Annotated in this window: 21 protein-coding genes; 8 read left to right on the top strand and 13 right to left on the bottom strand. The window is 63.8% G+C overall.

Features of this window, described 5'->3' with window-relative positions:
* Positions 1–90: 90 nt before the first annotated feature.
* Together ACZZZM_RS05385 and ACZZZM_RS05380 are read right to left on the bottom strand one after the other, a co-directional pair.
* The gene (locus tag ACZZZM_RS05385) at positions 91–1,089 is read right to left on the bottom strand and encodes an SGNH/GDSL hydrolase family protein (protein ID WP_463594080.1); all 999 of its coding nucleotides are present in this window, start codon (positions 1,087–1,089) and stop codon (positions 91–93) included.
* 57 nt (positions 1,090–1,146) lie between these two features.
* The gene (locus ACZZZM_RS05380) at positions 1,147–2,043 is read right to left on the bottom strand and encodes an iron-containing redox enzyme family protein (protein ID WP_463594079.1); all 897 of its coding nucleotides are present in this window, start codon (positions 2,041–2,043) and stop codon (positions 1,147–1,149) included.
* A gap of 215 nt (positions 2,044–2,258) precedes the next feature.
* Between ACZZZM_RS05380 and ACZZZM_RS05375 the strand changes: the two genes are divergently transcribed.
* On the top strand, positions 2,259–4,754 hold the full coding sequence (locus ACZZZM_RS05375) for a glycoside hydrolase family 9 protein (RefSeq protein ID WP_463594078.1): 2,496 nt from the start codon (positions 2,259–2,261) through the stop codon (positions 4,752–4,754).
* Positions 4,755–4,757: 3 nt separating this feature from the next.
* Here the strand turns inward: ACZZZM_RS05375 and murA are convergent, their stop codons facing one another.
* Complete coding sequence (gene murA / locus ACZZZM_RS05370; protein WP_463594077.1) at positions 4,758–6,044, bottom strand: UDP-N-acetylglucosamine 1-carboxyvinyltransferase; 1,287 nt, start codon at positions 6,042–6,044, stop codon at positions 4,758–4,760.
* A 123-nt stretch (positions 6,045–6,167) separates the two neighbouring features.
* On the opposite strand from murA, the gene ACZZZM_RS05365 reads away from it, so the two are divergent.
* Complete coding sequence (locus ACZZZM_RS05365) at positions 6,168–6,902, top strand: Crp/Fnr family transcriptional regulator (protein ID WP_463594076.1); 735 nt, start codon at positions 6,168–6,170, stop codon at positions 6,900–6,902.
* Positions 6,903–6,927: 25 nt separating this feature from the next.
* Here the strand turns inward: ACZZZM_RS05365 and clpS are convergent, their stop codons facing one another.
* The 4 genes from clpS to ACZZZM_RS05345 all read right to left on the bottom strand — a co-directional run bounded on the left by clpS (position 6,928) and on the right by ACZZZM_RS05345 (position 10,350).
* Complete coding sequence (clpS, locus tag ACZZZM_RS05360; protein ID WP_463596384.1) at positions 6,928–7,260, bottom strand: ATP-dependent Clp protease adapter ClpS; 333 nt, start codon at positions 7,258–7,260, stop codon at positions 6,928–6,930.
* 98 nt (positions 7,261–7,358) lie between these two features.
* A complete protein-coding gene (locus ACZZZM_RS05355; protein ID WP_463594075.1) occupies positions 7,359–7,682 on the bottom strand; it encodes a hypothetical protein in 324 nt (107 codons plus the stop codon).
* Positions 7,683–7,774: 92 nt separating this feature from the next.
* The gene (locus ACZZZM_RS05350) at positions 7,775–8,503 is read right to left on the bottom strand and encodes a phasin family protein (RefSeq protein WP_463594074.1); all 729 of its coding nucleotides are present in this window, start codon (positions 8,501–8,503) and stop codon (positions 7,775–7,777) included.
* 113 nt (positions 8,504–8,616) lie between these two features.
* Positions 8,617–10,350, bottom strand: a complete 1,734-nt coding sequence (locus tag ACZZZM_RS05345; RefSeq protein WP_463594073.1) for a PHA/PHB synthase family protein — start codon at positions 10,348–10,350, stop codon at positions 8,617–8,619.
* On the opposite strand from ACZZZM_RS05345, the gene ACZZZM_RS05340 reads away from it, so the two are divergent.
* Together ACZZZM_RS05340 and ACZZZM_RS05335 are read left to right on the top strand one after the other, a co-directional pair.
* On the top strand, positions 10,349–10,477 hold the full coding sequence (locus tag ACZZZM_RS05340) for a hypothetical protein (RefSeq protein ID WP_463594072.1): 129 nt from the start codon (positions 10,349–10,351) through the stop codon (positions 10,475–10,477). The two genes, ACZZZM_RS05345 and ACZZZM_RS05340, sit on opposite strands and share 2 nt — an antisense overlap.
* 27 nt (positions 10,478–10,504) lie before the next feature.
* Positions 10,505–11,713 carry an LL-diaminopimelate aminotransferase gene (locus tag ACZZZM_RS05335; protein ID WP_463594071.1) on the top strand — a complete coding sequence of 403 codons (1,209 nt, stop codon included), beginning with the start codon at positions 10,505–10,507 and terminating at the stop codon, positions 11,711–11,713.
* 166 nt (positions 11,714–11,879) lie between these two features.
* Here the strand turns inward: ACZZZM_RS05335 and ACZZZM_RS05330 are convergent, their stop codons facing one another.
* Complete coding sequence (locus tag ACZZZM_RS05330; RefSeq protein ID WP_463594070.1) at positions 11,880–12,374, bottom strand: winged helix-turn-helix transcriptional regulator; 495 nt, start codon at positions 12,372–12,374, stop codon at positions 11,880–11,882.
* Positions 12,375–12,501: 127 nt separating this feature from the next.
* Between ACZZZM_RS05330 and ACZZZM_RS05325 the strand changes: the two genes are divergently transcribed.
* From ACZZZM_RS05325 to ACZZZM_RS05315, 3 genes are read left to right on the top strand one after another with little or no spacing between them, the layout of a single operon-like run.
* Positions 12,502–12,819: a CC_3452 family protein gene (locus ACZZZM_RS05325; RefSeq protein WP_463594069.1), complete on the top strand. Its 318-nt coding sequence runs from the start codon at positions 12,502–12,504 to the stop codon at positions 12,817–12,819.
* Positions 12,820–12,867: 48 nt separating this feature from the next.
* Complete coding sequence (locus ACZZZM_RS05320) at positions 12,868–14,955, top strand: RelA/SpoT family protein (protein WP_463594068.1); 2,088 nt, start codon at positions 12,868–12,870, stop codon at positions 14,953–14,955.
* Positions 14,956–15,006: 51 nt separating this feature from the next.
* The gene (locus ACZZZM_RS05315; protein WP_463594067.1) at positions 15,007–16,074 is read left to right on the top strand and encodes a glycosyltransferase family 2 protein; all 1,068 of its coding nucleotides are present in this window, start codon (positions 15,007–15,009) and stop codon (positions 16,072–16,074) included.
* Here the strand turns inward: ACZZZM_RS05315 and ACZZZM_RS05310 are convergent.
* Both ACZZZM_RS05310 and ACZZZM_RS05305 read right to left on the bottom strand, forming a co-directional pair.
* The gene (locus ACZZZM_RS05310) at positions 16,008–16,736 is read right to left on the bottom strand and encodes a class I SAM-dependent methyltransferase (protein ID WP_463594066.1); all 729 of its coding nucleotides are present in this window, start codon (positions 16,734–16,736) and stop codon (positions 16,008–16,010) included. The two genes, ACZZZM_RS05315 and ACZZZM_RS05310, sit on opposite strands and share 67 nt — an antisense overlap.
* Positions 16,737–17,159, bottom strand: coding sequence for a GtrA family protein (locus tag ACZZZM_RS05305; RefSeq protein WP_463594065.1), 423 nt, complete (start codon positions 17,157–17,159; stop codon positions 16,737–16,739). It abuts the gene before it with no gap.
* A 127-nt stretch (positions 17,160–17,286) separates the two neighbouring features.
* Between ACZZZM_RS05305 and ACZZZM_RS05300 the strand changes: the two genes are divergently transcribed.
* Complete coding sequence (locus ACZZZM_RS05300; protein ID WP_463596383.1) at positions 17,287–19,089, top strand: AcrB/AcrD/AcrF family protein; 1,803 nt, start codon at positions 17,287–17,289, stop codon at positions 19,087–19,089.
* Here the strand turns inward: ACZZZM_RS05300 and ACZZZM_RS05295 are convergent.
* Genes ACZZZM_RS05295 through folD form a run of 3 tightly spaced genes read right to left on the bottom strand, consistent with a single transcriptional unit; the run spans position 19,043 to position 21,174 of the window.
* Positions 19,043–19,690: a MarC family protein gene (locus tag ACZZZM_RS05295; protein WP_463594064.1), complete on the bottom strand. Its 648-nt coding sequence runs from the start codon at positions 19,688–19,690 to the stop codon at positions 19,043–19,045. The two genes, ACZZZM_RS05300 and ACZZZM_RS05295, sit on opposite strands and share 47 nt — an antisense overlap.
* On the bottom strand, positions 19,687–20,298 hold the full coding sequence (locus tag ACZZZM_RS05290) for a Cif family virulence factor (protein WP_463594063.1): 612 nt from the start codon (positions 20,296–20,298) through the stop codon (positions 19,687–19,689). The genes ACZZZM_RS05295 and ACZZZM_RS05290 overlap by 4 nt, the downstream gene beginning before the upstream one ends.
* Positions 20,299–21,174, bottom strand: coding sequence for a bifunctional methylenetetrahydrofolate dehydrogenase/methenyltetrahydrofolate cyclohydrolase FolD (folD, locus tag ACZZZM_RS05285; protein ID WP_463594062.1), 876 nt, complete (start codon positions 21,172–21,174; stop codon positions 20,299–20,301).
* Positions 21,175–21,184: the final 10 nt, after the last annotated feature.

Here is a 21,184-nt window from a genome sequence, read left to right as displayed (position 1 = left end):
CGCTTCGTCATCCTGACGAAAATCAGAATCCAGGGTTACTATGCGAAGCGCGGAGTAACCCTGGGTCCCGGATCAAGGCCAAATGACGAGTCATTGGAAAAGCGGCGCGGCAGCCTTCTCTACCAATGCTGCCATCGTCCGGTGATCCTTCAGCGACGGGTGCCAATTGCATCCCGTCTGCTCGAGAGCGGGGACGTGGATGACGGTGGCGCTGGATTCCTTCGCCACAGCCTCGACGTCGGCGGCGAAATTGTCTGCGGCCATCAGCACGAACTTCGCCTGTGGCTGCTCGCGCCGAAGCCAGCGGATGAAGGCGACATAGTGGATGCGATAGTCGGTGTGGAGCCAGGCCGGGCTTTCCCACGGTTCGCTAGGCTTGAGGGGGGTCGAGAAATCGTTCGTGCCCAGATTGATGACGATTATTTGCGGTCGCCACTTCAGATCTTCCGCAGTGACCCAAAGCGTAGTTTCCCCGGGCACTGCGCGGGCATAGATGGACGGCAGATTGGAGCCGGGAATATTACCGGCATAATTGCGGACCACGCCGTAGCCCGAATAAGCGATCACGCGATAATCGGCGCCGAGTGCCTTCGCCGCGAGCGGGCCGAACGCCAATTGGGTGTCGGTGGTCGCCCTAACCCGCGCGCTGTCGCAGTCACGCATGAGCGATGTGTTGCCATAGCCGACGGTGTGCGAATCCCCGATGAATTCGATCTGGCGGGCGCGGCGAACCGGCTTCATCGCCTGCCCGCTGGTGCTGAACCCCAGGAAGCGCGGCCCGCCCGACTGGCTTTCGGTCACCTTTTCGAGCCGCACCGAATGCTCGGCGTCTGCCAGCCCCGAGACCTTGAAGTTAGCGACGCCCGATTTCGTCAAAGTCGCGCGCAGTTCGCCGTCGACGAACAGCCGCAACGGCTCGCCGCCGGTGTCGACCTTGACGGTCACATCCCTGCCCTTGAATCGGCTCTCGAAATACCCGCCCGGCCAACCGAAGCGGCCTTCCGCCGACACGCGCGCAGGACTGTGCACCGCCAGCGGCATCGTGTCGGGGATCACGAACAACAGCGGCGCGAGCAGGGCGATCTTCATCGCGCCAGCCTATGCCGCAAGCGCGGGCAAGCCTAGCCCCAGAGCCGCTCGCGATAACTAGCCCCAGAGCCGCTCGCGATAAGCGGCGAAGCAGCGCTCGCCGCACTTGAGGCGGATCAGCGCGCCTTCGGCCATCGCCGTGGCCGTGCGCGGGTCCTCCTCGACTGCGGGGCGGATCGCGTTCTTGTTCCACTCGATGCTGTGCTTGACGTCGAGCACCGCGTGGACCGAGAAATAGCGCGCTTCCTTGGGGGAGAGACCAACGCGCCGGAGACCGTCCGCCACGTGTTGCGAGCGGCCCGGCGCCGTCAGCTCGACCACACCCAGCGCACCTACCGAATGCCAGGCATAGCGCCGGTTGGTCGCCATCGCGGTCATCGCATTGGCGAGCGCGAGGCTTTCCCACACGGTCTTCTCGATCACCGGCTCGACCTTGAGCGTCTCGACCAGCGCATCGAGCATCGGGCCGTGCATGCCCTTGGCAGTGCCATGGCCCATTTCGTCCCAGTAATTGCGCGCGAGTTCGAGCTTGGGCTCGACCGGCAGCTTGACCTGAGTCATCGCAACCAGGTCGTCGAACCCCGCTTCGCCGGCGGCCTCCTGTTCGAAGAACCATCGAAGCTGGTCCTTGTCGGCCTGCTCGGCGAGCCAAGGGAAAAGCGGGTCGCCTTGCCCCGGACCGGTCGCCTTGAGGTCCTCGAACCAGCGGATAAACCCATCAGCATCGGTCGGCGCCGCAGCGGCCTCTTCGATCACTTCGGCACGCAGTTCTTCGAGGAAACCGCTTTCGAGGCGCTGCATCTTCACGTCGCGCTCGAAGCGATGCTGCCAGCCGTCGCTGGGGAATGCAGGCATCAGCCGCTCGCGATTCCAATGCGCGAGCCCGCGCTGGAAGCTGTCCTTCAGGAACTGGGAACCGGTATCGTTTGCAAAGTCGGGGGCACGAGTGGCCATGAGTCAATGTCTCCTGTCCAACTAGGAACAGGCGGACGGCGAGGGAGGTTCCGTCAGCTGAAGCCCAACTAACGTAGATCAAGGCGTTTTTCATGTCCTGGCGAAGTCGGCTGGCCACGGACGGCGGCCTTCCTCGGCGCTCCGCGCTTTGCGCACCAACTGGCTTGTGTTAGCGCTAACTTCAGCGTGGAAAACCCGCCGAAATGGAGAGCGATGTGAAAGCCAAGGCCTTTCGAATGATCTGCGCGTGCCTGCTCGGCAGCACTGCCCTGCCCGCCACGGCGCAGGAGCTGCAGCTGAGCCCGGCAGGCTATTTCGAAGCCGACGGGGTCAATCTGCTCGTCTTTTCCAATTGGTATGACGGGCTGTTCGCCGATTCGAAGATTAGCGGCCTCGAGATCATCCAGCAGGGCGAGCGCACTGCCACCAATGGCGACGTCCGCCTCTCGGCGACCCCCGGCCAATGGGATCCGATCGGCCGAATGGTAAAGCGCGAAGTCAATCCGAAGACCGGCGCGGTCGACGTGCTGCTCGAATATCCGGAGCACAAATTCCAATATCACGTCCACGCTGAGCGGAAGGGCAATGCAGTCGTGCTGGCGGTGATCCTCGATCAGCCGCTCCCCGCGGCGCTGGCAGGCAAGGCCGGGCTCAACCTGGAATTCCTGCCCTCGGCCTATTTCCGCAAGAGTTGGATGGCCGACGGCGCGAGCGGCATCTTCCCGCTGCATCCGTCGAGCGACATGCAGGCGGGCGGCGAGCGCAACGCGGCGAGCGGGCGCGATGTGGGACCGGGTGCGGAGCCGCTGGCGCTGACCGGCGGCAAGACGCTGGTGCTGGCGCCCGAGGATCCCGCCCGCCGCGTGACCATCGCTTCGCCCTCGCGGCTCGAATTGTTCGACGGGCGCGACCAAGCGCAGAATGGCTGGTTCGTGGTGCGCAGCCTGATCCCTGCGGGCAAGACCGGGCGAGTGATAGAATGGACCGTGACGCCGAACAGCGTAGCGGGGTGGAAGCGCGCGCCGGTGATCGGGCATTCGCAGCTCGGCTATGCGCCCGAACAGGCCAAGCGCGCGGTGATTGAGCTCGACGCCAAGGAATCGGGCGCCGAGACCGCGCGGCTGCTGCGGATAACCGACAAAGGCGATACCGCGGAGGTACTGAGCGGCCCCGCGGCACCCTGGGGCAAGTATCTGCGCTATCAGTATCGCAGCTTCGATTTCAGCAAGGTCCGCGAGCCCGGCATCTACATGCTCGAATATGCCGGCAAGCGCACCGCGCCCTTCCGTATCGCGACGGACGTCTACGACAAGGCCTGGCATCCGAGCCTCGACGTCTATCTGCCCGTCCAAATGGACCATATGCTGGTCAACGAGGCCTATCGCGTCTGGCACGGCGACAGCCACCGCGACGATGCCCGCCAAGCGCCGGTCAATCACGAGCATATCGACCTCTACCGCCAGGGCCCGACCACCGACACCAGGTTCGCACCCGGCGAGCATATCCCCGGCATGAATGTCGGCGGCTGGCTCGATGCCGGCGATTTCGATATCCGCACCCAAACCCAATATGCAGTGATCCGCAGCCTGGTGAGCATCTGGGAGCAGCACCGCCCGGCCCGCGACCAGACGCTGGTCGATTGGGACCTGCGCCATGTCGAAATGCATGTGCCTGACGGCGCCCCGGACATGCTCCAGCAGATCAAGCACGGCGTGCTTTATCTCGCATCGATGTACGACGCGGTTGGCTATGCGGTGCACGGCGTAGTCGAGCCCGATGTCGCGCAATATACCCATCTCGGCGATGCCGCCTCCAAGACCGACGGGCTCATCTATGACCCCGCCCTCCAGCGCGGCGAGCGCAAGGACGGCAAGAGCGGCACACCCGACGATCGCTGGGTGTTCACCAGCAAATCCTCGGCACTCAATTACGGATCGGCTGCGTCGCTCGCAGCGGCGAGCCGGGCGCTCAAGGGGCATGACGATGCGCTCGCGGCCAAGGCGCTGAAGCTCGCCACCGGCGTGTGGGACGAGGAGCAGAGCCACGCCCCAAACACTTTCAGCCATGGCAACACCACTGGCGGCTGGCTGCCGGGCGAGGAGTTCACCGCCGCAGTCGAATTGCTGACCGCGACGCGCGACAAGAAATATGCCGCTCGGATCGAGGCGCTTTGGCCGGAGGTCTCGAAGCGCTTCGGCGGCTATGCGACGACTGCAGTCCAGGCCCTGCCCAACATGCCTGTCTCATACCGCTCTGCCGTCGAAACCGCCGCGCGTGCGTGGAAGGGACAGCCCGCGCCCACCAATCCGTACGGCGTCCCGATCACCGAAGGCGGCTGGGCGGGCAATGGCGCCGTGATCCAGACTGGCCTCACCGATTATGCCATCCACAAGGCCTTCCCGGCGATAAGCGACGGCAAGGCCGTGTTCCGCGCGCTCGATTATCTCCACGGCACGCATCCGGGATCGGACATCTCGTTCGTCTCGGGCGTGGGCACGATCTCCAAGGAAGTCGCTTATGGCAGCAACCGCGCCGATTTCTCGTTTATCGCCGGCGGCGTGGTGCCCGGCGCGCTGATCCTGAAGCCTGACTTCCCGGAAAATAGCGAGAACTGGCCGTTCTTCTGGGGCGAGAACGAATATGTCGTGAACATGAGCCCGAGCTATATCGCGCTGGTTCACGCCGGGATCGAATTGACCAAGGAGCGATAAGCCTCAGCCGTCGCCGACGCGCTCGATATCGGCGCCGACGGCCTGAAGCTTTTCCTCGAGCCGCTCATAGCCTCGATCGAGGTGATAGACGCGGTTCACTTGCGTTTCGCCCTCGGCGACCAGCCCGGCGATGATCAGGCTCATCGATGCGCGAAGATCGGTGGCCATGACTTGCGCCCCGTTCATCCGCTCGACGCCACGGACCACGGCGGTGCGGCCGCGAACCTCGATGTTCGCGCCCATGCGCGCGAGCTCGGGCACGTGCATATAGCGATTTTCGAAGATCGTCTCGGTGAACATGCTCGCGCCTTCGGCCTTGCACTGCATCGCCATGAATTGCGCCTGCATGTCGGTGGCGAAACCGGGGAATGGCGCCGTGCTGAGGGTCAGCGGCTGGAGCGGGCCATCGGCCGCGATGCGGATGCCGCTCTTCTTCTCTTCGACCGTCACGCCGGCATCAATCAGCGCATCGAGCGTCGCGCGCATGTCGTTCGCCGATGCGCCGATCAGCTCGACATCGCCGCCGGTGATCGCCGCGGCACAGGCATAGCTGCCCGCCTCGATCCGGTCGGGCATCACCTTGTAGGTCGCGCCGTGGAGCCGGCCCTTGCCTTCGATCTCCAGCGTCTCGCTGCCGATGCCGTTGATCGTCGCGCCCATTGCGACCAGCAGATTGCACAGATCGACGATCTCGGGCTCGCGCGCAGCGTTTTCGAGCACGGTCGTGCCCTTTGCCAGCACCGCCGCCATCAGCACATTTTCGGTGGCGCCGACAGAGACCACGGGGAAGCGATAGCGCCCGCCCGACAGGCGCCCGCCGTTGGGCGCGCTCGCCTTCACATATCCCGAAGCGACTTCGATCTCCGCGCCGATCGCTTCCAGCGCCTTCAAATGCAAGTCGATCGGGCGGTTGCCGATCGCACAACCGCCGGGGAGCGACACGGTCGCCTCGCCCGCGCGGCCGAGCAAAGGCCCGAGGACGAGGATCGAGGCGCGCATCTTGCGGACGATGTCATAGGGCGCAACGGTCGAGCTGAGATTGCCCGCGCGCATCGTCATCACGCGCCCGAAATCGGTCGGCCGGGTGCCCTCGATCGCAGTCGATGCGCCGAGTTCGTTAAGCAGGTGCCCGAAGCTGTCGACATCGGCGAGGCGTGGCAGATTGCGCAGCGTCAGCGGTTCGTCGGTCAGGAGCGCGCAAGGCATCAGCGTGAGCGCGGCGTTCTTGGCGCCGGAGATGGGGATCTGGCCTGAAAGGCGGTTTCCGCCCCGGATGAGAATTCGGTCCATCGGTGGCTTCTAGCCGCTGCGCCGCCCCAAGCAAGCGCGGTCGATTTTGCCAGGCTTGATCGACTTTAATGCATTGATTCTACGGCACTGCTTCACAGATAAGCGGTGGGGAGAAGCGAACGCGTGTCCGGTAGTTGTTTTGCCGAAGTGCTGAGCGAACTGATCGATCTGACGGAAGTCGAACGAGACGCGCTCGTGAAGTTGGAGGAACGCCAGCGGCCTGTGCGCCGCGGGGCGGTGCTGCAGCGTGAGAATGAAGCATCGGGCGAGCTGTTCATCCTCCGCAAGGGCCTGATGATGAGCTATGTGCTGCTCGCCGATGGCAGCCGGCAGATCCTCCGCTTCCTGTTCCCCGGCGACATGCTCTGCGTATCCGCTGCGATCTATCGCGAAGCCCCCGAGACGCTGGCCGCGCTTTCGGACTGCGTGGTGAGCCCGTTCGACCGCGCGGCCCTGGCCGAGATGATGCTCGCGCATCCCCGGCTCGCGGCGATGGTGCTGGTCTATTCGCAGATCGAGCGCGTCGCCCTAACCGATCGGCTTGCCGCACTCGGCCGCACATCGGCCAAGGCACGCATCGCTGCGCTGTTGCTCGAATTGCGCAACCGGCTGCGTGCCACCGACAAGAGTGTGGCCAATGCCTTTGCGCTGGGGCTGACGCAGGAAGAAATCGGCGACGCCACCGGGCTGACCGCAGTCCACGTCAACCGCATGCTTCGCCAGCTCGAGGAAGAAAAGATGATCGCGCGCGAGGCAGGCCGGGTCACGCTGCTGGACGAACGGGGGCTCGGCCGCGCGGCCAATTACGTCAATCGCTATGAGGGGCTGAGCCTCAACTGGCTGCCCAAGCCGAACTGATGCGGCTTGGGCCCGCCCAAGCCGATCAGGCTTTTTCCATCGTGCATTGCAGCGGATGCTGGTTCTGCCGGGCGAAATCCATCACCTGGCTCACCTTGGTCTCGGCGACTTCATAGCTGAAGACTCCGCAGACGCCGACGCCGCGCTGATGCACCGCTAGCATCACCCGCGTCGCCGCCTCCATGTCCATCTTGAAGAAGCGCTGGAGCACCAGCACGACGAATTCCATCGGTGTGTAATCGTCGTTGAGCATCAGCACGCGATAGGGCGTGGGCTGCTTGGTGCGCGTGCGAGTACGCGTGGCGAGGCCGATCGACGGATCGTCCCCCTGGCGGTCGTCGTCGCCATCTTCGGCCATGCGGATCTGGAAATCGGTGATGTGCTGCATCGCTCGTGAAAATATGGGCTTGGGAATGGAAGGGCAAGGGCAAGCCGTCGCCTGAGCTTCGCTTTCAGCTAGTTGCCATCCGCATCCACCATGAAAATCACGGGCTTGCCACGCGATCCTGGGTCCCATCCCGCGGCCAGCGCCGCCCGCACCCCGTTTTCAGCCAGCGCGTCATTGATCTGCGGACGCTGCAGCTGCGACGAGCCTTTCATTGCGCGCTTAGGCATCGGGAACTCAAGCAGGGCCTCACGCTTGGCGTCGGATCGCCGCAGCGCGACTTCCATGCCCTTCCAGCCCTCGACCGTGGACCATTGCGGCTCACGCCGTAATTCCCAGGCATATTCCTCGCCATCGACTTTGACGGCGCCGGCAAGAGAACGGGTATGAAGCATGGCGCGACACTAGCAGGGTAAAAGTTGCAAAGGAAAAGGGCGGCCACCCCTCGGGATGACCGCCCTTTCTATCTGTTCGGAAAGTCCGTGGCTTACGCCGCGGTCTTCACCTTTTCGGCTGCGAGCGCGAAGCGGCCCGACAGCGGCTGCGCGGCGTCGCCGGCAAGCTTGAGCATCGCTTCGGTGTTCTTCGAAGCTTCGGCGACATACGAGTCGAACGAAGTGCGGAAGAAATCGCTCTGGAGCTTGAACAGCTCGGTCGGCGACTTGACCGTTGCGAAGGTCTTGAGCGCGGCAGTCGCGGTCTCGAACGACTTGCGGCTATACTCTGCGGCGTCCTGACCCAGCGTCTGCAGGCCGTTGGCTGCGATCTTGCTCGACTCGACGATCGCCTCGACATTGCCCTTGGCGAAGTCGTTGGCGTCTTCGATCAGCTTGGTCGACTTTTCGACGGCCGCCTTGCTGCGATCGTTGAAGTCGGTGAACATGGCCTGGGCCTTTGCGGTGTTTGCTTCGATCATGGTTTCCACTTTCTGAGTTGCCGGGGCGGTGATCTGGGCGATGGCTTCCTGAACGGGCTCGATCGCGGCTTCGACTGCCTGGGCGGTTTCGATTACTTTTTCCTGCGGTGCTGCTTCCAGGGCCGGGACCGGCTCGGGCAGCGCCTCGACAACCGTGACAAGCGGTTCGACGGGCGCGGCCTGGACGGGCTTCTCAGCCTTTGGCGCAGCAACGACTGCCTTGGGCGCGGCCATCGGACGCGCTGCGGGCTTGGAAGCGGCGGCCTTGGCCGATCCGTTCTTCTTTCCCTTGCTTGCCATCTGACATTCCCTGCTTGATTGCTGCAGTGCGGCATATATGCAAGCACGTGCTGCGTTGCAAGAGGTTTTTTGTGCACTGCAACATATGTCAATTACGCTAGGGAATTGAGGCGTCAGCGGGTCCTGACATAAGTACCGGGCGCATCTCCCAGAGCGTTGAACTTACCCCTCCCAGGCACACGTGCGTCCTTTGCGGCCACTTTGGTGCCGTCCAACTCTTCGATCCAGCCAATCCAATGTGGCCACCAGCTGCCCTTAGTTTCCTTGGCGCCGGCAACGAACTCGGCGAGCGTCTCGACCTTCTCGTCATTGGTCCAATATTGGTATTTGCCGGCTGACGGCGGGTTGACCACCCCGGCTATGTGCCCAGACCCCGCAAGCACAAACTGGATCGGCCCCTTGAAATGATGGGTGATCTTCCAGACGCTCGCGGCAGGCGCGATATGGTCCTCGCGACCCGCCTGGACGTAGGTTGGCGTAGCCACCTTAGACAAATCCAGCGGCGTGCCGTGGATCGCCATTGCCCCGGCTTGGACGAGCTTGTTGTCGCGGTAGAGGTCGCGGAGGTAATCGAGATGCCAGCCTGCAGGCAGGTTGGTGACGTCCGAATTCCAGTGGAGCAGGTCGAAGGGCGCATAGTCCTGCCCCATCAGATAATTGTTGGTGACGTAGTTCCAGATCAGGTCGCGGCCGCGCAGCAGGTTGAAGGTTGTCGCCATGTAGCGGCCGTCAAGGAACCCCTCCCCGCCCAGCGACTGAATCAGCGCCAACTGATCGTCGTCGATGAACATCTGCAAGTCGCCGGCTTCGGAGAAATCGACTTGCGCGGTGAAGAAAGTGGCGGAGGCGACCTTGTCCTTCCCGCCCCTCGCCGCCAGCACCGCGAGGGTTGCGGCCAACGTCGTGCCCGCGACGCAATAGCCGATCGCGTGCACCGCTTCGACGCCGAGCAATTCGCGCACGGTATCGATCGCATCGATCTGGCCCGCCTCGACATAATCGTCCCAGCGGACGTCCTTCATGCTGGCGTCGGCCGATTTCCACGAGACGATGAACACCGTGAGGCCCTGCGACACCGCCCAGGCGATGAAGCTCTTCTCAGGCGTGAGATCCAGGATGTAGAAGCGGTTGATCCAGGGCGGGAAGATGATCAGCGGCGTCTTGAAGACTTGTTCGGTGGTCGGCGAATATTGAATTAGCTCGTAGAGATCGGTGCGCTTGACGACCTTGCCGGGAGTCATCGCCAGATTTCGGCCGAGCTCGAACGCACCCTCGGCGGTCTGCGTCATCTGGCCTTTCTGGATATCCGACAGCATGTGCTGAAGGCCCTTCAAGAGGCTTTCGCCCTTGGTTTCGACGATCTTCTCGAGCACCTGCGGATTGGTCGCGGGGAAATTGGTCGGGCTGACTGCGTCGATAAAGCCCTTGGTGGCGAAGCGGATCTGGTCCTTCTGCTTGGGCTCGACGCCTTCAAGCGCATCGACGCCCTTCAGCAAATGATCGGCAATGGTGAAATAGCTCTGGCGGAGGAAGTCGAACACCGGTTCCTCGCGCCATTGCGGGGCCTTGAAGCGTTTGTCGCGCGCCTGCTCGGGAGTCTCCTCGAAGGGCTGGGCACGCGAAGGATCGAGGAAGCGCTGCCACAGCTGCATCGTATCCGCCCAAAAGTCCGCGCTCGCGCGGATCGCCGCGGCGGGGTCGAGCATCGGCGCGAAAGCCGGATTGGCAGGCGCCTTCTGCATCACGTCCAGACCCTGTTCGAGCATCATCTGCTGCGCCTTGCCGAGCACCCATGTCCAGTGCTGGAGATCTTCGAGGCTTGGGGTCGGCGTTGGGGTCTCGGCCATGCGTCTCTCCTATTGCGCCAGCTTTACTCCGAACCGTCATCTCAGCGAAAGCTGGCATCTCGTGCAGCATTATTCTTCACGAGATGCCAGCTTTCGCTGGGGTGACGATCCCGGCCTGGTCGCGTAGAGGTGCGGAACGCTGAAAGGATCGCGAATGTCCGAAGAGTTCTACCGCATCAAGCGCCTGCCCCCTTATGTCATCGCCGAAGTCAACGCGATGCGGGCCGCGGCACGGGCGGGGGGCGAGGACATCATCGATCTCGGCATGGGCAATCCCGATCTGCCGCCGCCGCCGCATGTGATCGAAAAGCTCTGCGAGGTGGCGCGCAAGCCCGATGCGCATGGCTATTCGCAGTCCAAGGGCATTCCCGGCCTGCGCCGGGCGCAAGCCAATTATTACGGGCGGCGTTTCGGCGTAGATGTCGATCCGGAGACCGAAGTCGTAGTGACGATGGGATCGAAGGAAGGCTTGGCAAGCCTCGCCACGGCGATCACTGCACCGGGCGACGTCGTGCTGGCGCCCAACCCCAGCTACCCGATCCACACTTTCGGGTTTATCCTCGCCGGCGCGACGATCCGCGCAGTGCCGACTACTCCGGACGAAGCCTATTTCGACAGCCTCGATCGCGCGATTGCCTTCACCGTGCCGCGCCCCTCGATCCTGGTGGTCAACTACCCGTCCAATCCCACTGCGGAAACGGTCGACTTGGCTTTCTACGAGCGCTTGGTCGCCTGGGCGAAGGAGAACCAGGTCTGGATCATTTCCGACCTGGCCTATTCCGAGCTTTATTATGACGGCAAGCCGACGGTCTCGATCCTGCAGGTCAAGGGCGCCAAGGACGTCGCGATCGAATTCACCTCGCTCAGCAAGACCTATTCGATGGCCGGCTGGCGGATGGGCTTTGCGGTTGGCAACAAGCAGCTGATCGCGGCGATGACGCGGGTGAAGTCGTATCTCGATTACGGCGCCTTCACTCCGATCCAGGCGGCCGCCTGCGCCGCGCTCAACGGACCGCAGGATATCGTCGAGCGCAACCGCGAACTCTATCACAAGCGCCGCGACGTGCTGGTCGAGAGCTTCGGCCGTGCCGGCTGGGACGTGCCCGCCCCGCCCGCGAGCATGTTCGCCTGGGCGCCGCTGCCTCCGGCGCTGGCCCATCTCGGCAGCTTGGAGTTCTCCAAGCAATTGCTCAGCCACGCCAAGGTCGCGGTCGCGCCGGGGGTCGGTTATGGCGAGAATGGCGAGGGCTTTGTCCGCATCGCGATGGTCGAGAACGAGCAGCGCCTTCGCCAGGCGGCGCGCAACGTGAAGAAGTATCTCCAGTCGATGGGAGTCAATACTGGCGGCGCGAAGGCGGGCTGATTCGCGGGCGCCGCGGCGCTTAGCTTCTCACTTTTCCCGTGCTTTCGGCAATTTCGTTGCGCCCCAGTGAAATGATGTTTCGCGCAGGCATCTGGTTGATCTCGACCGTTCACAAGAGCGGCGGCGAGCAGAGCATGCCATTTCCTACCTTGGAAGCCGCAGCAGCCTACTCCGCGGCCTGGGCCGTCTCGACGTCCTCGGGCAGCGCCCAGTGAAGATCGGCCTTGGTCAAAGCGCGGCCGTCATGACTGAGCACTTCGACCTGGCGGATCGGCTGGCCATCGCGGGCATCGACCAGGATCGGCGTGGCGGGAACGCCGGTTTCCCAGCGCTCGCCCCATTGGCGCAGCGCGACCATCGTCGGAAGTAAGGCAAAGCCCTTATCGGTGAGGCGATACTCGACCTTGCGGCGATCGTCGGCACAGGGCGCGCGCTCGAGGATGCCGTGATCGACCAGCCGCGCAAGCCGGTTCGCCAGGATATTACGCGCAATGCCAAGCTCGGACTGGAATTCCTCGAAATGGTGGAGCCCGTTGAACGAGCCGCGGAGAATCAGGAACGACCAGCGTTCCCCCATCGCCTCAAGCGCGGCAGGCAGACTGCACAGCGCCGAGAGGTCCTCTCGCAATTTGTTGACACCCATGATCTTGGCATACTCCATTTTCCGTGCTTTCGGAACGGATTAACTTATTGCGGCGCAGCAACAGTTTCTGCTTGCAACTTACCCTAGTGTCAATTAGGTGGTGTTTCGCAACCTAGTTGCAAGCACATCCCCAGGAGGACTTGTCATGAACCGTTTTATTGCCGTCGCGGCAGCAGCCGCGGCTACGCTGGCGCTCACCCCTGCGACCGGCTTCGCCCAGGGCGCAACGCGCGGCTATTATTCGGCCACTCCGGCAGCGGCTCCCGCCAAGACCAGCATCGTCAGCCGCTCGACCGTATGGAAGTGCGGCGAAGGCGTCTGCGTCGCGGCCAAGGCCGATGCGCGCGACAACATTGTCTGCGAGCTCGTCGTTCGTGAAGTCGGCACGCTGACCGCCTTCCGCGCCAACGGCACCCAGTTCGACGAGGCAGCGCTCGCAAAGTGCAACGCCAAGGCGCGCTAATTCCTAAAAATCATTGCAATGCAGCAGCACAGGACCCCAATTAGTCCTGTGCTGCGGCAATATGAACTGGTCGATCGGGTACTGAGCTACGATCCGGACGCCGACGAGGCGATGCTCAACCGCGCCTATGTGTTTTCGGTCGCGGCACATGGCAGCCAGAAGCGCGCATCGGGCGATCCCTATTTCAGCCATCCGATCGAAGTCGCCGGCATCCTCACCGACCTGCATCTCGACGACGAGACCATCGCCACGGCGATCCTCCACGACACGATCGAGGATACCGTCGCCACGCCCGAGCAGATCCAGGCGCTGTTCGGCGACAACGTCGCGCGCATGGTCGACGGGGTTACCAAGCTCTCCAAGATCGAGGCACAGACCGACACCGAGCGCGCCGCCGAAAACCTCCGCAAGTTCCTGCTGGCGATGTCCGACGACATTCGCGTGCTGCTGGTCAAGCTGGCCGACCGGCTGCACAATATGCGCACGCTCCACCACATCAAGAATCCCGACAAGCGCAAGCGCATCGCCCGCGAGACGATGGATATCTATGCCCCGCTCGCCGAGCGGATCGGCATGTACGAATTCATGAAGGAGATGCAGAGCCTCGCCTTTCGCGAGCTCGAGCCCGAGGCGTATGAATCGATCACCAAGCGGCTGGAAGCGCTAAAGGTCGAGGGCGAGGACCGGATCGCCAAGATCGGGTCGGGGCTCAAATTGCTGCTGTCGCGCGGCGGGATCGAGGCCGAGGTCTCGGGACGCGAGAAGCATCCTTTCTCGATCTGGAAGAAGATGTCCGAGCGGCATGTCAGCCTCGAACAGCTCTCCGACATCATGGCGTTTCGCGCGACCGTGGCCACGGAAGAGGAATGCTATCGCGCGTTGGGGGTGATCCACCGGCGCTGGCCGATGGTGCCGGGGCGGTTCAAGGACTACATCTCCACTCCCAAGCGCAACGGCTATCGCTCGCTTCACACGACGATCATCCATGCCGGGGACACGCGCGTCGAAATTCAGATCCGCACCGGCGACATGCATGCCCAGGCCGAATACGGCCTCGCCGCGCACTGGGCCTATAAGCAGGACGCAGTACGGCCCGACACCCAGGTGAGCTGGATTCGCGACCTCATCGAAATCCTGGAACATGCCGACAGCCCCGAGGAGCTGCTCGAACATACCAAGATGGCAATGTACCAGGATCGCATCTTCGCCTTCACCCCTGCGGGCGAATTGATCCAGCTTCCCAAGGGCGCAACTCCGATCGACTTCGCTTATGGCGTGCACTCGAACATCGGCGACCAGGCAGTAGGCGCCAAGATCAACGGCCAAGTCGTGCCGCTGCGCACCGTGATCGAGCAGGGCGACCAGGTTTCGATCCTGCGCTCCAAGGCACAGGAGCCGCAGGCCAATTGGCTAAACTTCGCGATTACCGGCAAGGCGCGCGCGGCAATCCGCCGGCACATCCGCCACAAGGAACGCGACGAGACGATGCGGCTGGGGCGCAAGCTCTATGACGAGATCGTCACCCGGCTACCCGCACCGGTGGGCGACAGCGCGCTCAAGGATGCCTTGAAGCGTCTGAAGCTGCCCGACGCGAGCGCACTGATGGAAGCGATCGCGCGGCGCAAGCTCACCGACGCGCAAGTGATGGAAGCGGTGATGCCGGGCTCGGCCACCGGCGACGAACACGAGCATCCGCCGCAAAAGCATGCGATCGACATCAAGGGGCTGACTCCCGGAGTAGCGTTCGACTTTGCCGTCGATTGCCGGCCGATCCCCGGCGACCGCATCGTCGGGCTGCGCCGCCCGGGCAAGCCGATCGAAGTCCATGCGATCGAATGTGCAAATCTGGCGGACAGCGACGAGGAAGACTGGATCGACCTGACCTGGGGCGAGAAGGCTGAAGGCGGAGTCGCCCGGATCGCCGTCACCCTCAAGAACGAGCCCGGCGCACTGGGCGCGATCGCCACGCTGATCGGCCAGCACAAGGCCAATATCCTGGGCATGCGGATGGACAATCGCGACACCACTTTCCACACCAACGCGATCGAACTCGAAGTACGCAATGCCGCGCATCTGATGCGGCTGCTGGCGGCACTGCGGGCGGCCGATGTGGTGAGCTCGGCGGAGCGGGCCTAGTCCCCCTGTCCTGCTCGACGCACGACGGCAACATCGCTAAGACGCGAGCCCATGAAGAGGCCTCAGCTTTCCGTCGTCATCCCCTGCTACAATGAGGAGGCGTGCCTCGAGATGTTGCATGCGCGCGTCTCGGCGGCGGCGGAGGCAGCGGTCGGCAAGGATTACGAGATCGTGCTGATCAACGACGGTTCGCGCGATGCGAGCTGGCAAGTGATGCAGCGCCTGTCGCTCACCGATCCGCGGCTGGTCGCGATCAACCTGTCGCGCAACCATGGCCACCAGCTCGCGCTGACCGCTGGGCTCGATCTGTGCGCGGGCGAGCAGATTCTGGTGATCGATGCCGATTTGCAGGACCCGCCCGAATTGCTGACCGACATGCGCGCCGCGATGAAGTCGCAAGGTGCCGACGTGGTCTATGCGGTGCGGCGCAAGCGTGAGGGCGAAAGCCTGTTCAAGAAGGCGACTGCGGCGGTTTTTTACCGAATGCTCGACCGGATTACCGATACGCCGATCCCGCTCGACACCGGCGATTTCCGACTGATGAGCCGGCGCGCACTCGACGCCTTTTTATCATTGCCCGAACAGGCGCGCTTCATCCGCGGGATGGTCGCCTGGGTTGGGTTCAAGCAGGTGCCCTTCCCCTATGACCGGCACGAGCGGCACGCTGGCGACACCAAATATCCGCTTTCGAAGATGATGCGCCTGGCATTCGACGCCGTTACCGGCTTCTCGACTGCGCCCTTGCGCTTTGCCAGCCATGCCGGGCTGGTGCTGACTGCGGCATCGGCGCTGCTGGTGCTCTACATCCTTGGCGGCTGGCTGTTCGGCCACGCCATTGCCGGCTGGACCTCGCTGATGCTGGTCGTCGTCGTGCTCGGCGCGGTGCAGATGTTCGTGCTGGGAATGATCGGCGAGTATCTCGGGCGGCTCTATGTCGAATCGAAGCGGCGGCCGCTCTATCTGGTCGCGGACGTCACTGGCCCAGTGATGGGGCATGCCCGACTTGGCTATCGCTTCGAAGACAGCGCCGAGGCGCGCGAATTCGCTGAGGATTATTTGGGCGAAGCGAGCACGATCAGCGACAGCCCCGGCGGCAAGGGCAATCGCCCGACCAAGTGACGTTCGAGCCCGAAGATCTTCTCGAAGGCAGTGTTGAGCAGCTTGGGCGGGGGCGAATCGTCGCTGTCGTCCTTGCCCATAAGCTTACCTGCAAAACGCGCCGCGACGGCAACCGGGAAGAGCAGCGAATTGAACCAGCCGAGCTTGCGGTATTGAAGGCCGGCGGCATCGAGCGCAGCGATCAGCGTCTTCTTCGAATAGCGGCGCTTGTGATGGTTCACGACATCGTGCGCGCTCCACATCCATTGATGCGCGGGAACGGTGATCAGGATCTGACCGCCCGGCTTGAGCGCCCGCGCCATCGCCTTGAGCGCGGCGACATCGTCTTCGACATGCTCGACCACGTCGAGCACCGCGACCAGATCGTAGCTGTTGGGAGCGACTCCATCGAGCTCGGGAAGCGGCGAAGAACCGATTGCCTTGCCCAGCCGCTCGCTGGCCTTGGCGGCGGCAGTCTCGTCGATCTCGATCGCATCGACATCGCCGAACTGCGCCAGCATCGGGAGGTTGTGGCCGGTGCCGCAGCCGATCTCGAGGATGTGCGCCCGATCGGGCACCCCGCCCCATCGCTTGAGGAAATCGGAGAGGATCTCGCGGCGCGCGCGATACCACCAGTGCGTAGTATCATGCGCAGCCATGCGGTCGTAAACAACGCGGTCCATTTAGCCGAATACCCAAAAGCGGTTGAGTGCGAACGTGATGAGCGGCGTCACGAACAATATCGGGATAAGCGGCCACCACCAAGGGCCGGCCAGCATTGCATCGTCGGTCAGCAGCCAGACGAATGCCGAGTTGATCGCCAGGCTGACCAGCGACACCACGAAGAAGCGCCAGGTGGTCTGCGACGCCTCGGCACCGTGGCCGCGGAAGCTCCACTTGCTATGCATGAGATAGCCCGAGCCCATCGCGACCAGATAGCCGCAGATATTGGCGACCTGCTCGGACGTGATCTTGAATCCCGCGAGCGGCGAATAGACGGCGGTGTAGAGGGCAGTCGCCATGCCCCCGGCGATGCCGAAGCGCAGCAACTGGCCGAGCATACCGCTCGCCCGCATCGTCTCGATTCGCCGAACTATTGAAGTCACAATCGCTTGCCCCGGAAGTGGGGGCCGCCGTAATGGCAGGAGACTGGCGAGGGAAGCGATTTTGAAGCTCGGGCATTTGGGCGGGTTCCGCATCGAGGACGAATTGAGCCGCCAATGGTGGCGCTGGATGCTGGTCTTCTGGGCGTGCGTCGCGGCGTGGTTCCTCGTCCAGCGCCAGGCCAACATCTATTGGCTGATGCTCGGCGACACCGACGACAATATGCGATTGATGCAGGTCCGCGCCTGGCTCGGCGGACAAGGCTGGTACGATCTTCGCAACTATCGCCTCGATCCGGCCAATGGTGGGTTCGACATTCATTGGTCGCGCCTGCCCGATCTGCCGATCGCGGCTCTGATCCTCGCGCTCAAGCCGTTCCTCGGGGTGGCGCAGGCCGAGCGCTGGGCGTGCGGGATCGCGCCGCTGCTGCCGCTCGCCGTCACGATGACCGGGCTGACGCTCACCGTACGCCGGCTGATCGCGCCTTATGCGTGGCCGCTGGCAATGATCATCCTGCTCGGCTGCACCTCGACCATGACCATGTATGCGCCGCTGCGCATCGATCATCATGGCTGGCAGCTCGCTGCCCTGGCGATGACCGTGGCCGGGCTCGCCGATCCGCGCCGTGCTCGCGGCGGCGCGACCGTGGGCATTTCGAGCGCCTTTTCGCTCACCATCGGCCTCGAGATGCTGCCTTATTGCGCGATGGCGGGCGCGATCATCGCGCTGCGCTGGATCTGGGAAGCCGCCGAGGCCCGGCGGATGATGGTCTATGGCCTGACGCTTGCGGGCGGATCGGCCCTCGGTTTCGCGGCGTTCGCATCGAATGCCAATCAGGTCATGCGCTGCGACGCGCTGACTCCCGTATGGCTTTCGGTGATGGTCGTCGCGGGGACGTTGCTGTTCCTGATCGGCCGGCTCAATCCGGGCAACCGCCTGGTCCGACTGGCGCTGGGTGCGATGGCGGGCGTGGCGATCGTCGCGGGCTTCGTCTATTTCTTCCCGCAATGCCTGGGCCGTCCCGAGCAGGTTTCGGACGAGCTTGCCAATACCTGGCTCAACAATGTCCGCGAGGCGCGGCCGATCTATCGGCACAACCTCAAGACCGCTTTCCCGATAGCGGTGTTGCCGGTGATCGGGATCATCGGCGCATGCGTCGCGACCTGGCGCGCGCGCGGGACCGAGGCAATGGTCGGCTGGGCGGCGATCGCGCTGTTCACGACCTTCGCCGGGGCAATGCTGCTCTGGCAGGTCCGCGCCGGACCCGCGGCGCAGATGCTCAGCGTAGCAGGCGCTTGCGCGCTCGCCTGGGTGGTGGTCCCCTGGTTCCTCAGGCAACGCTGGGTGGCGGTGCGCGTGATCGGATCGGTGGCGGCGTTCCTGGTGGTGTCGGGCCTGTTTGCCGGCTTTGTCCTGCCCTATCTGCCCAGCGGCTCGAAGCCGGGCTCGGGCGCCGACAAGGTCGGCCAGGCCAATGCCGCCTGCGCACGCTTCTCGGCGCTACGGACGCTTAACGCAGTCCCGCGCGCGACGATGTTCAGCCATGTCGACATGGGGCCGCGCCTGATCACCGTCACGCATCATAACGGCGTGGCGGGACCCTATCACCGCAACGGTCGCGCGATCCTCGACGTGCATCATGCCTTTACCGGCACGCCCGATGCGGCGCGCGCGATCCTGGCGGCGCATAAGGCGGATTATCTGTTGGTCTGCCCCGACATGTCCGAGACGACCTTGTATCGCTCGCGCGCGCCGAACGGCTTTTACGCGCAGCTGGTCAAGGGGCAGGTGCCGAACTGGCTCGAGCCCGTGAAGCTTGCGCCCAATGCGCCGTTCAAATTGTGGAAGATCCGGGCGGTGCTGCCGGAAGTGCCCGACGCGCCGGTCAATGGCCGCCCGAGAATGCCGCCCCCGCAACCAGCGATGCCCTGATCCCGTCGATCACGAACTGGGTGGCGAGCGCGCCCAGCAACACGCCCAGCAGCCGCGAGATCACTGCTTCGATCTTGGCGCCGACCAGCCGCATGATCGGTCCGGCGGCGAGCAATGCGACCAGCGTCAACGCCAGGATCGCGACCATCGCGCCGAGCACCGCGGCCGATCGCTCGATCCCGTCATTCTGGCTCATCAGCAGCATCACCGAGGCGATCGAGCCCGGACCGGCGATCATCGGCATTGCCATCGGGAAGATCGAGATGTCCGCCGCTTCCTCAGAGGCCTTGACCTTCTCGGCCCGGTCCTCGCGCCGCTCGGTGCGCTTCTCGAACACCATTTCGAGCGCGATCAGGAACAGCATGATCCCGCCGGCGATCTTGAACGCATTGAGGCTGATGCCGAGCGCGCCGAGCAATGCTTCGCCAAACAATGCGAAGCCGAACAGGATTATCGAGGCGACCAGCACCGCGCGCACCGCCATCACGCGGCGATGCGTCGCACTCGTGCCCGAAGTCAGTCCGGCGAAGATCGGCGCGCAGCCGGGGGGATCTATCACCACGAAGAAGGTGATGAAGCTGGAGACGAAAAGCTCGATCATTGAGTCGGCTCGGATACAGTGTCGCTGAGCATCTCTTCCCAGCGATGACCGTTCCAGATCGAAACGGTGAACGTGCGGCGGCCGGACGCGTAGGTCCAATGGGCCTGCAGAGACTGGTCCTTGGCTGCGTAGCAACCCACGCCTAGGTCATCATCAGAAAGGCAGCCGCCCATGTCGATCTCCGGCCTTCCGCCACAGGACGCCCGCACAACCTTCGGCTGCGTCGTTCGAGGACGAGCAACGGCCAGCGCATCGCCACCGTCGAATTGCCATTTCCAACTGCCGTCGTTTCGCCGGGTCCAGACCGTCGAGAAATATCCAACGCTGCCATCGGCGCGAGTCCACCCGCCGGTATTGACCGCCACAGTGCCCGAGCAGGACACATAGCTCGCAGTCGGCCACCATTCGACGGAATTCGGCGGATCCTTACGGTCCTTGAGCCAAGCTTGAGCGTTGGTTGGGTGCGGCACAAACATCACCGCATCCGGCGCAGCGAATTCGCGGAAGGCGGTCCATTGCCCCCTGGCCTGCGCGGCGCGGGCGAAGGCGCGTTCGGCCTCGACTGCGCTCGTGTCGGGATCGGCGGCGGCCAGCAGCAGGAACAGCATCTAGATCGCTCCCTTTTCGAGCCGCACCTTTGCGTTGCGATGTGCCGCGACGAGGGTGTTGCGGAGCAATACCGCGATCGTCATCGGGCCGACGCCGCCCGGCACTGGGGTGACTGCGCTCGCAACCTGCATCGCACCTGCGAAATCCACGTCGCCGACCAATCCTTCTTCGGTCCGGTTGATGCCGACATCGATCACGACCGCGCCCGGCTTGAGCCACTCGCCCTTGACGAAATGCGGAATGCCGACCGCGGCAACGACCACGTCGGCGTGGCGAAGGTGGCGCTGCAGATCGCGGGTGCGCGAGTGCGCGATGGTGACGGTGCAATTAGCCTTGGTAAGCAATGCCGCCATCGGCTTGCCGACGATGTTCGAGCGGCCGACCACGACTGCATCGAGGCCGGACAAGTCACCGAGCCGGTCCTGAAGCAGCATCAGGCAACCGAGCGGCGTGCAGGGCACGAAACCGTGGAGGCCGGTGGCGAGGCGGCCGGCATTGACCGGATGAAAACCGTCGACATCCTTGTCGGGGCTGATCCGGGTGAGCACGGCCTGCTCGTCGATATGGTTGGGCAGCGGCAATTGGACGAGGATTCCATCGACCGCGGGATCGGCATTGAGCTTGTCGACCAGCGCGATCAGCGCCTCCTGCCTGGTCTCCGCGGAAAGGCGATGCTCGAAGCTCTCCATCCCGGCTTCGCGCGTCGCCTTGCCCTTCGAGCGGACATAGACCGCGGAGGCCGGGTCCTCGCCGACCAGCACCACTGCCAGCCCTGGGGCGCGGCCCGCCTGCGGCGTGAATTCCGCAGTCAACGCGCCCACGCGAGCGCGCAATCCGGCCGCGAAGGCCTTTCCGTCGATGATCTCAGCCGTCATGCCCGCCGCC

The organism is Sphingomonas sp. AC522 (assembly GCF_979258125.1).
The sequence above is the reverse complement of the archived record's forward strand: the minus strand, read 5'-3'. Positions and strand labels throughout refer to the sequence as shown.

What these genes read in the sequence shown, in the direction of transcription:
- ACZZZM_RS05385 (WP_463594080.1), bottom strand. Translation starts at nt 1,089, where the DNA reads ATGAAGATCGCCCTGCTCGCGCCGCTGTTGTTCGTGATCCCCGACACG.
- ACZZZM_RS05380 (WP_463594079.1), bottom strand. Translation starts at nt 2,043, where the DNA reads ATGGCCACTCGTGCCCCCGACTTTGCAAACGATACCGGTTCCCAGTTC.
- murA (WP_463594077.1), bottom strand. Translation starts at nt 6,044, where the DNA reads ATGGACCGAATTCTCATCCGGGGCGGAAACCGCCTTTCAGGCCAGATC.
- clpS (WP_463596384.1), bottom strand. Translation starts at nt 7,260, where the DNA reads ATGGCCGAAGATGGCGACGACGACCGCCAGGGGGACGATCCGTCGATC.
- ACZZZM_RS05355 (WP_463594075.1), bottom strand. Translation starts at nt 7,682, where the DNA reads ATGCTTCATACCCGTTCTCTTGCCGGCGCCGTCAAAGTCGATGGCGAG.
- ACZZZM_RS05350 (WP_463594074.1), bottom strand. Translation starts at nt 8,503, where the DNA reads ATGGCAAGCAAGGGAAAGAAGAACGGATCGGCCAAGGCCGCCGCTTCC.
- ACZZZM_RS05340 (WP_463594072.1), top strand. Translation starts at nt 10,349, where the DNA reads ATGCGTCTCTCCTATTGCGCCAGCTTTACTCCGAACCGTCATCTCAGC.
- ACZZZM_RS05345 (WP_463594073.1), bottom strand. Translation starts at nt 10,350, where the DNA reads ATGGCCGAGACCCCAACGCCGACCCCAAGCCTCGAAGATCTCCAGCAC.
- ACZZZM_RS05335 (WP_463594071.1), top strand. Translation starts at nt 10,505, where the DNA reads ATGTCCGAAGAGTTCTACCGCATCAAGCGCCTGCCCCCTTATGTCATC.
- ACZZZM_RS05330 (WP_463594070.1), bottom strand. Translation starts at nt 12,374, where the DNA reads ATGGAGTATGCCAAGATCATGGGTGTCAACAAATTGCGAGAGGACCTC.
- ACZZZM_RS05325 (WP_463594069.1), top strand. Translation starts at nt 12,502, where the DNA reads ATGAACCGTTTTATTGCCGTCGCGGCAGCAGCCGCGGCTACGCTGGCG.
- ACZZZM_RS05315 (WP_463594067.1), top strand. Translation starts at nt 15,007, where the DNA reads ATGAAGAGGCCTCAGCTTTCCGTCGTCATCCCCTGCTACAATGAGGAG.
- ACZZZM_RS05310 (WP_463594066.1), bottom strand. Translation starts at nt 16,736, where the DNA reads ATGGACCGCGTTGTTTACGACCGCATGGCTGCGCATGATACTACGCAC.
- ACZZZM_RS05300 (WP_463596383.1), top strand. Translation starts at nt 17,287, where the DNA reads ATGCTGGTCTTCTGGGCGTGCGTCGCGGCGTGGTTCCTCGTCCAGCGC.
- ACZZZM_RS05295 (WP_463594064.1), bottom strand. Translation starts at nt 19,690, where the DNA reads ATGATCGAGCTTTTCGTCTCCAGCTTCATCACCTTCTTCGTGGTGATA.
- ACZZZM_RS05290 (WP_463594063.1), bottom strand. Translation starts at nt 20,298, where the DNA reads ATGCTGTTCCTGCTGCTGGCCGCCGCCGATCCCGACACGAGCGCAGTC.
- folD (WP_463594062.1), bottom strand. Translation starts at nt 21,174, where the DNA reads ATGACGGCTGAGATCATCGACGGAAAGGCCTTCGCGGCCGGATTGCGC.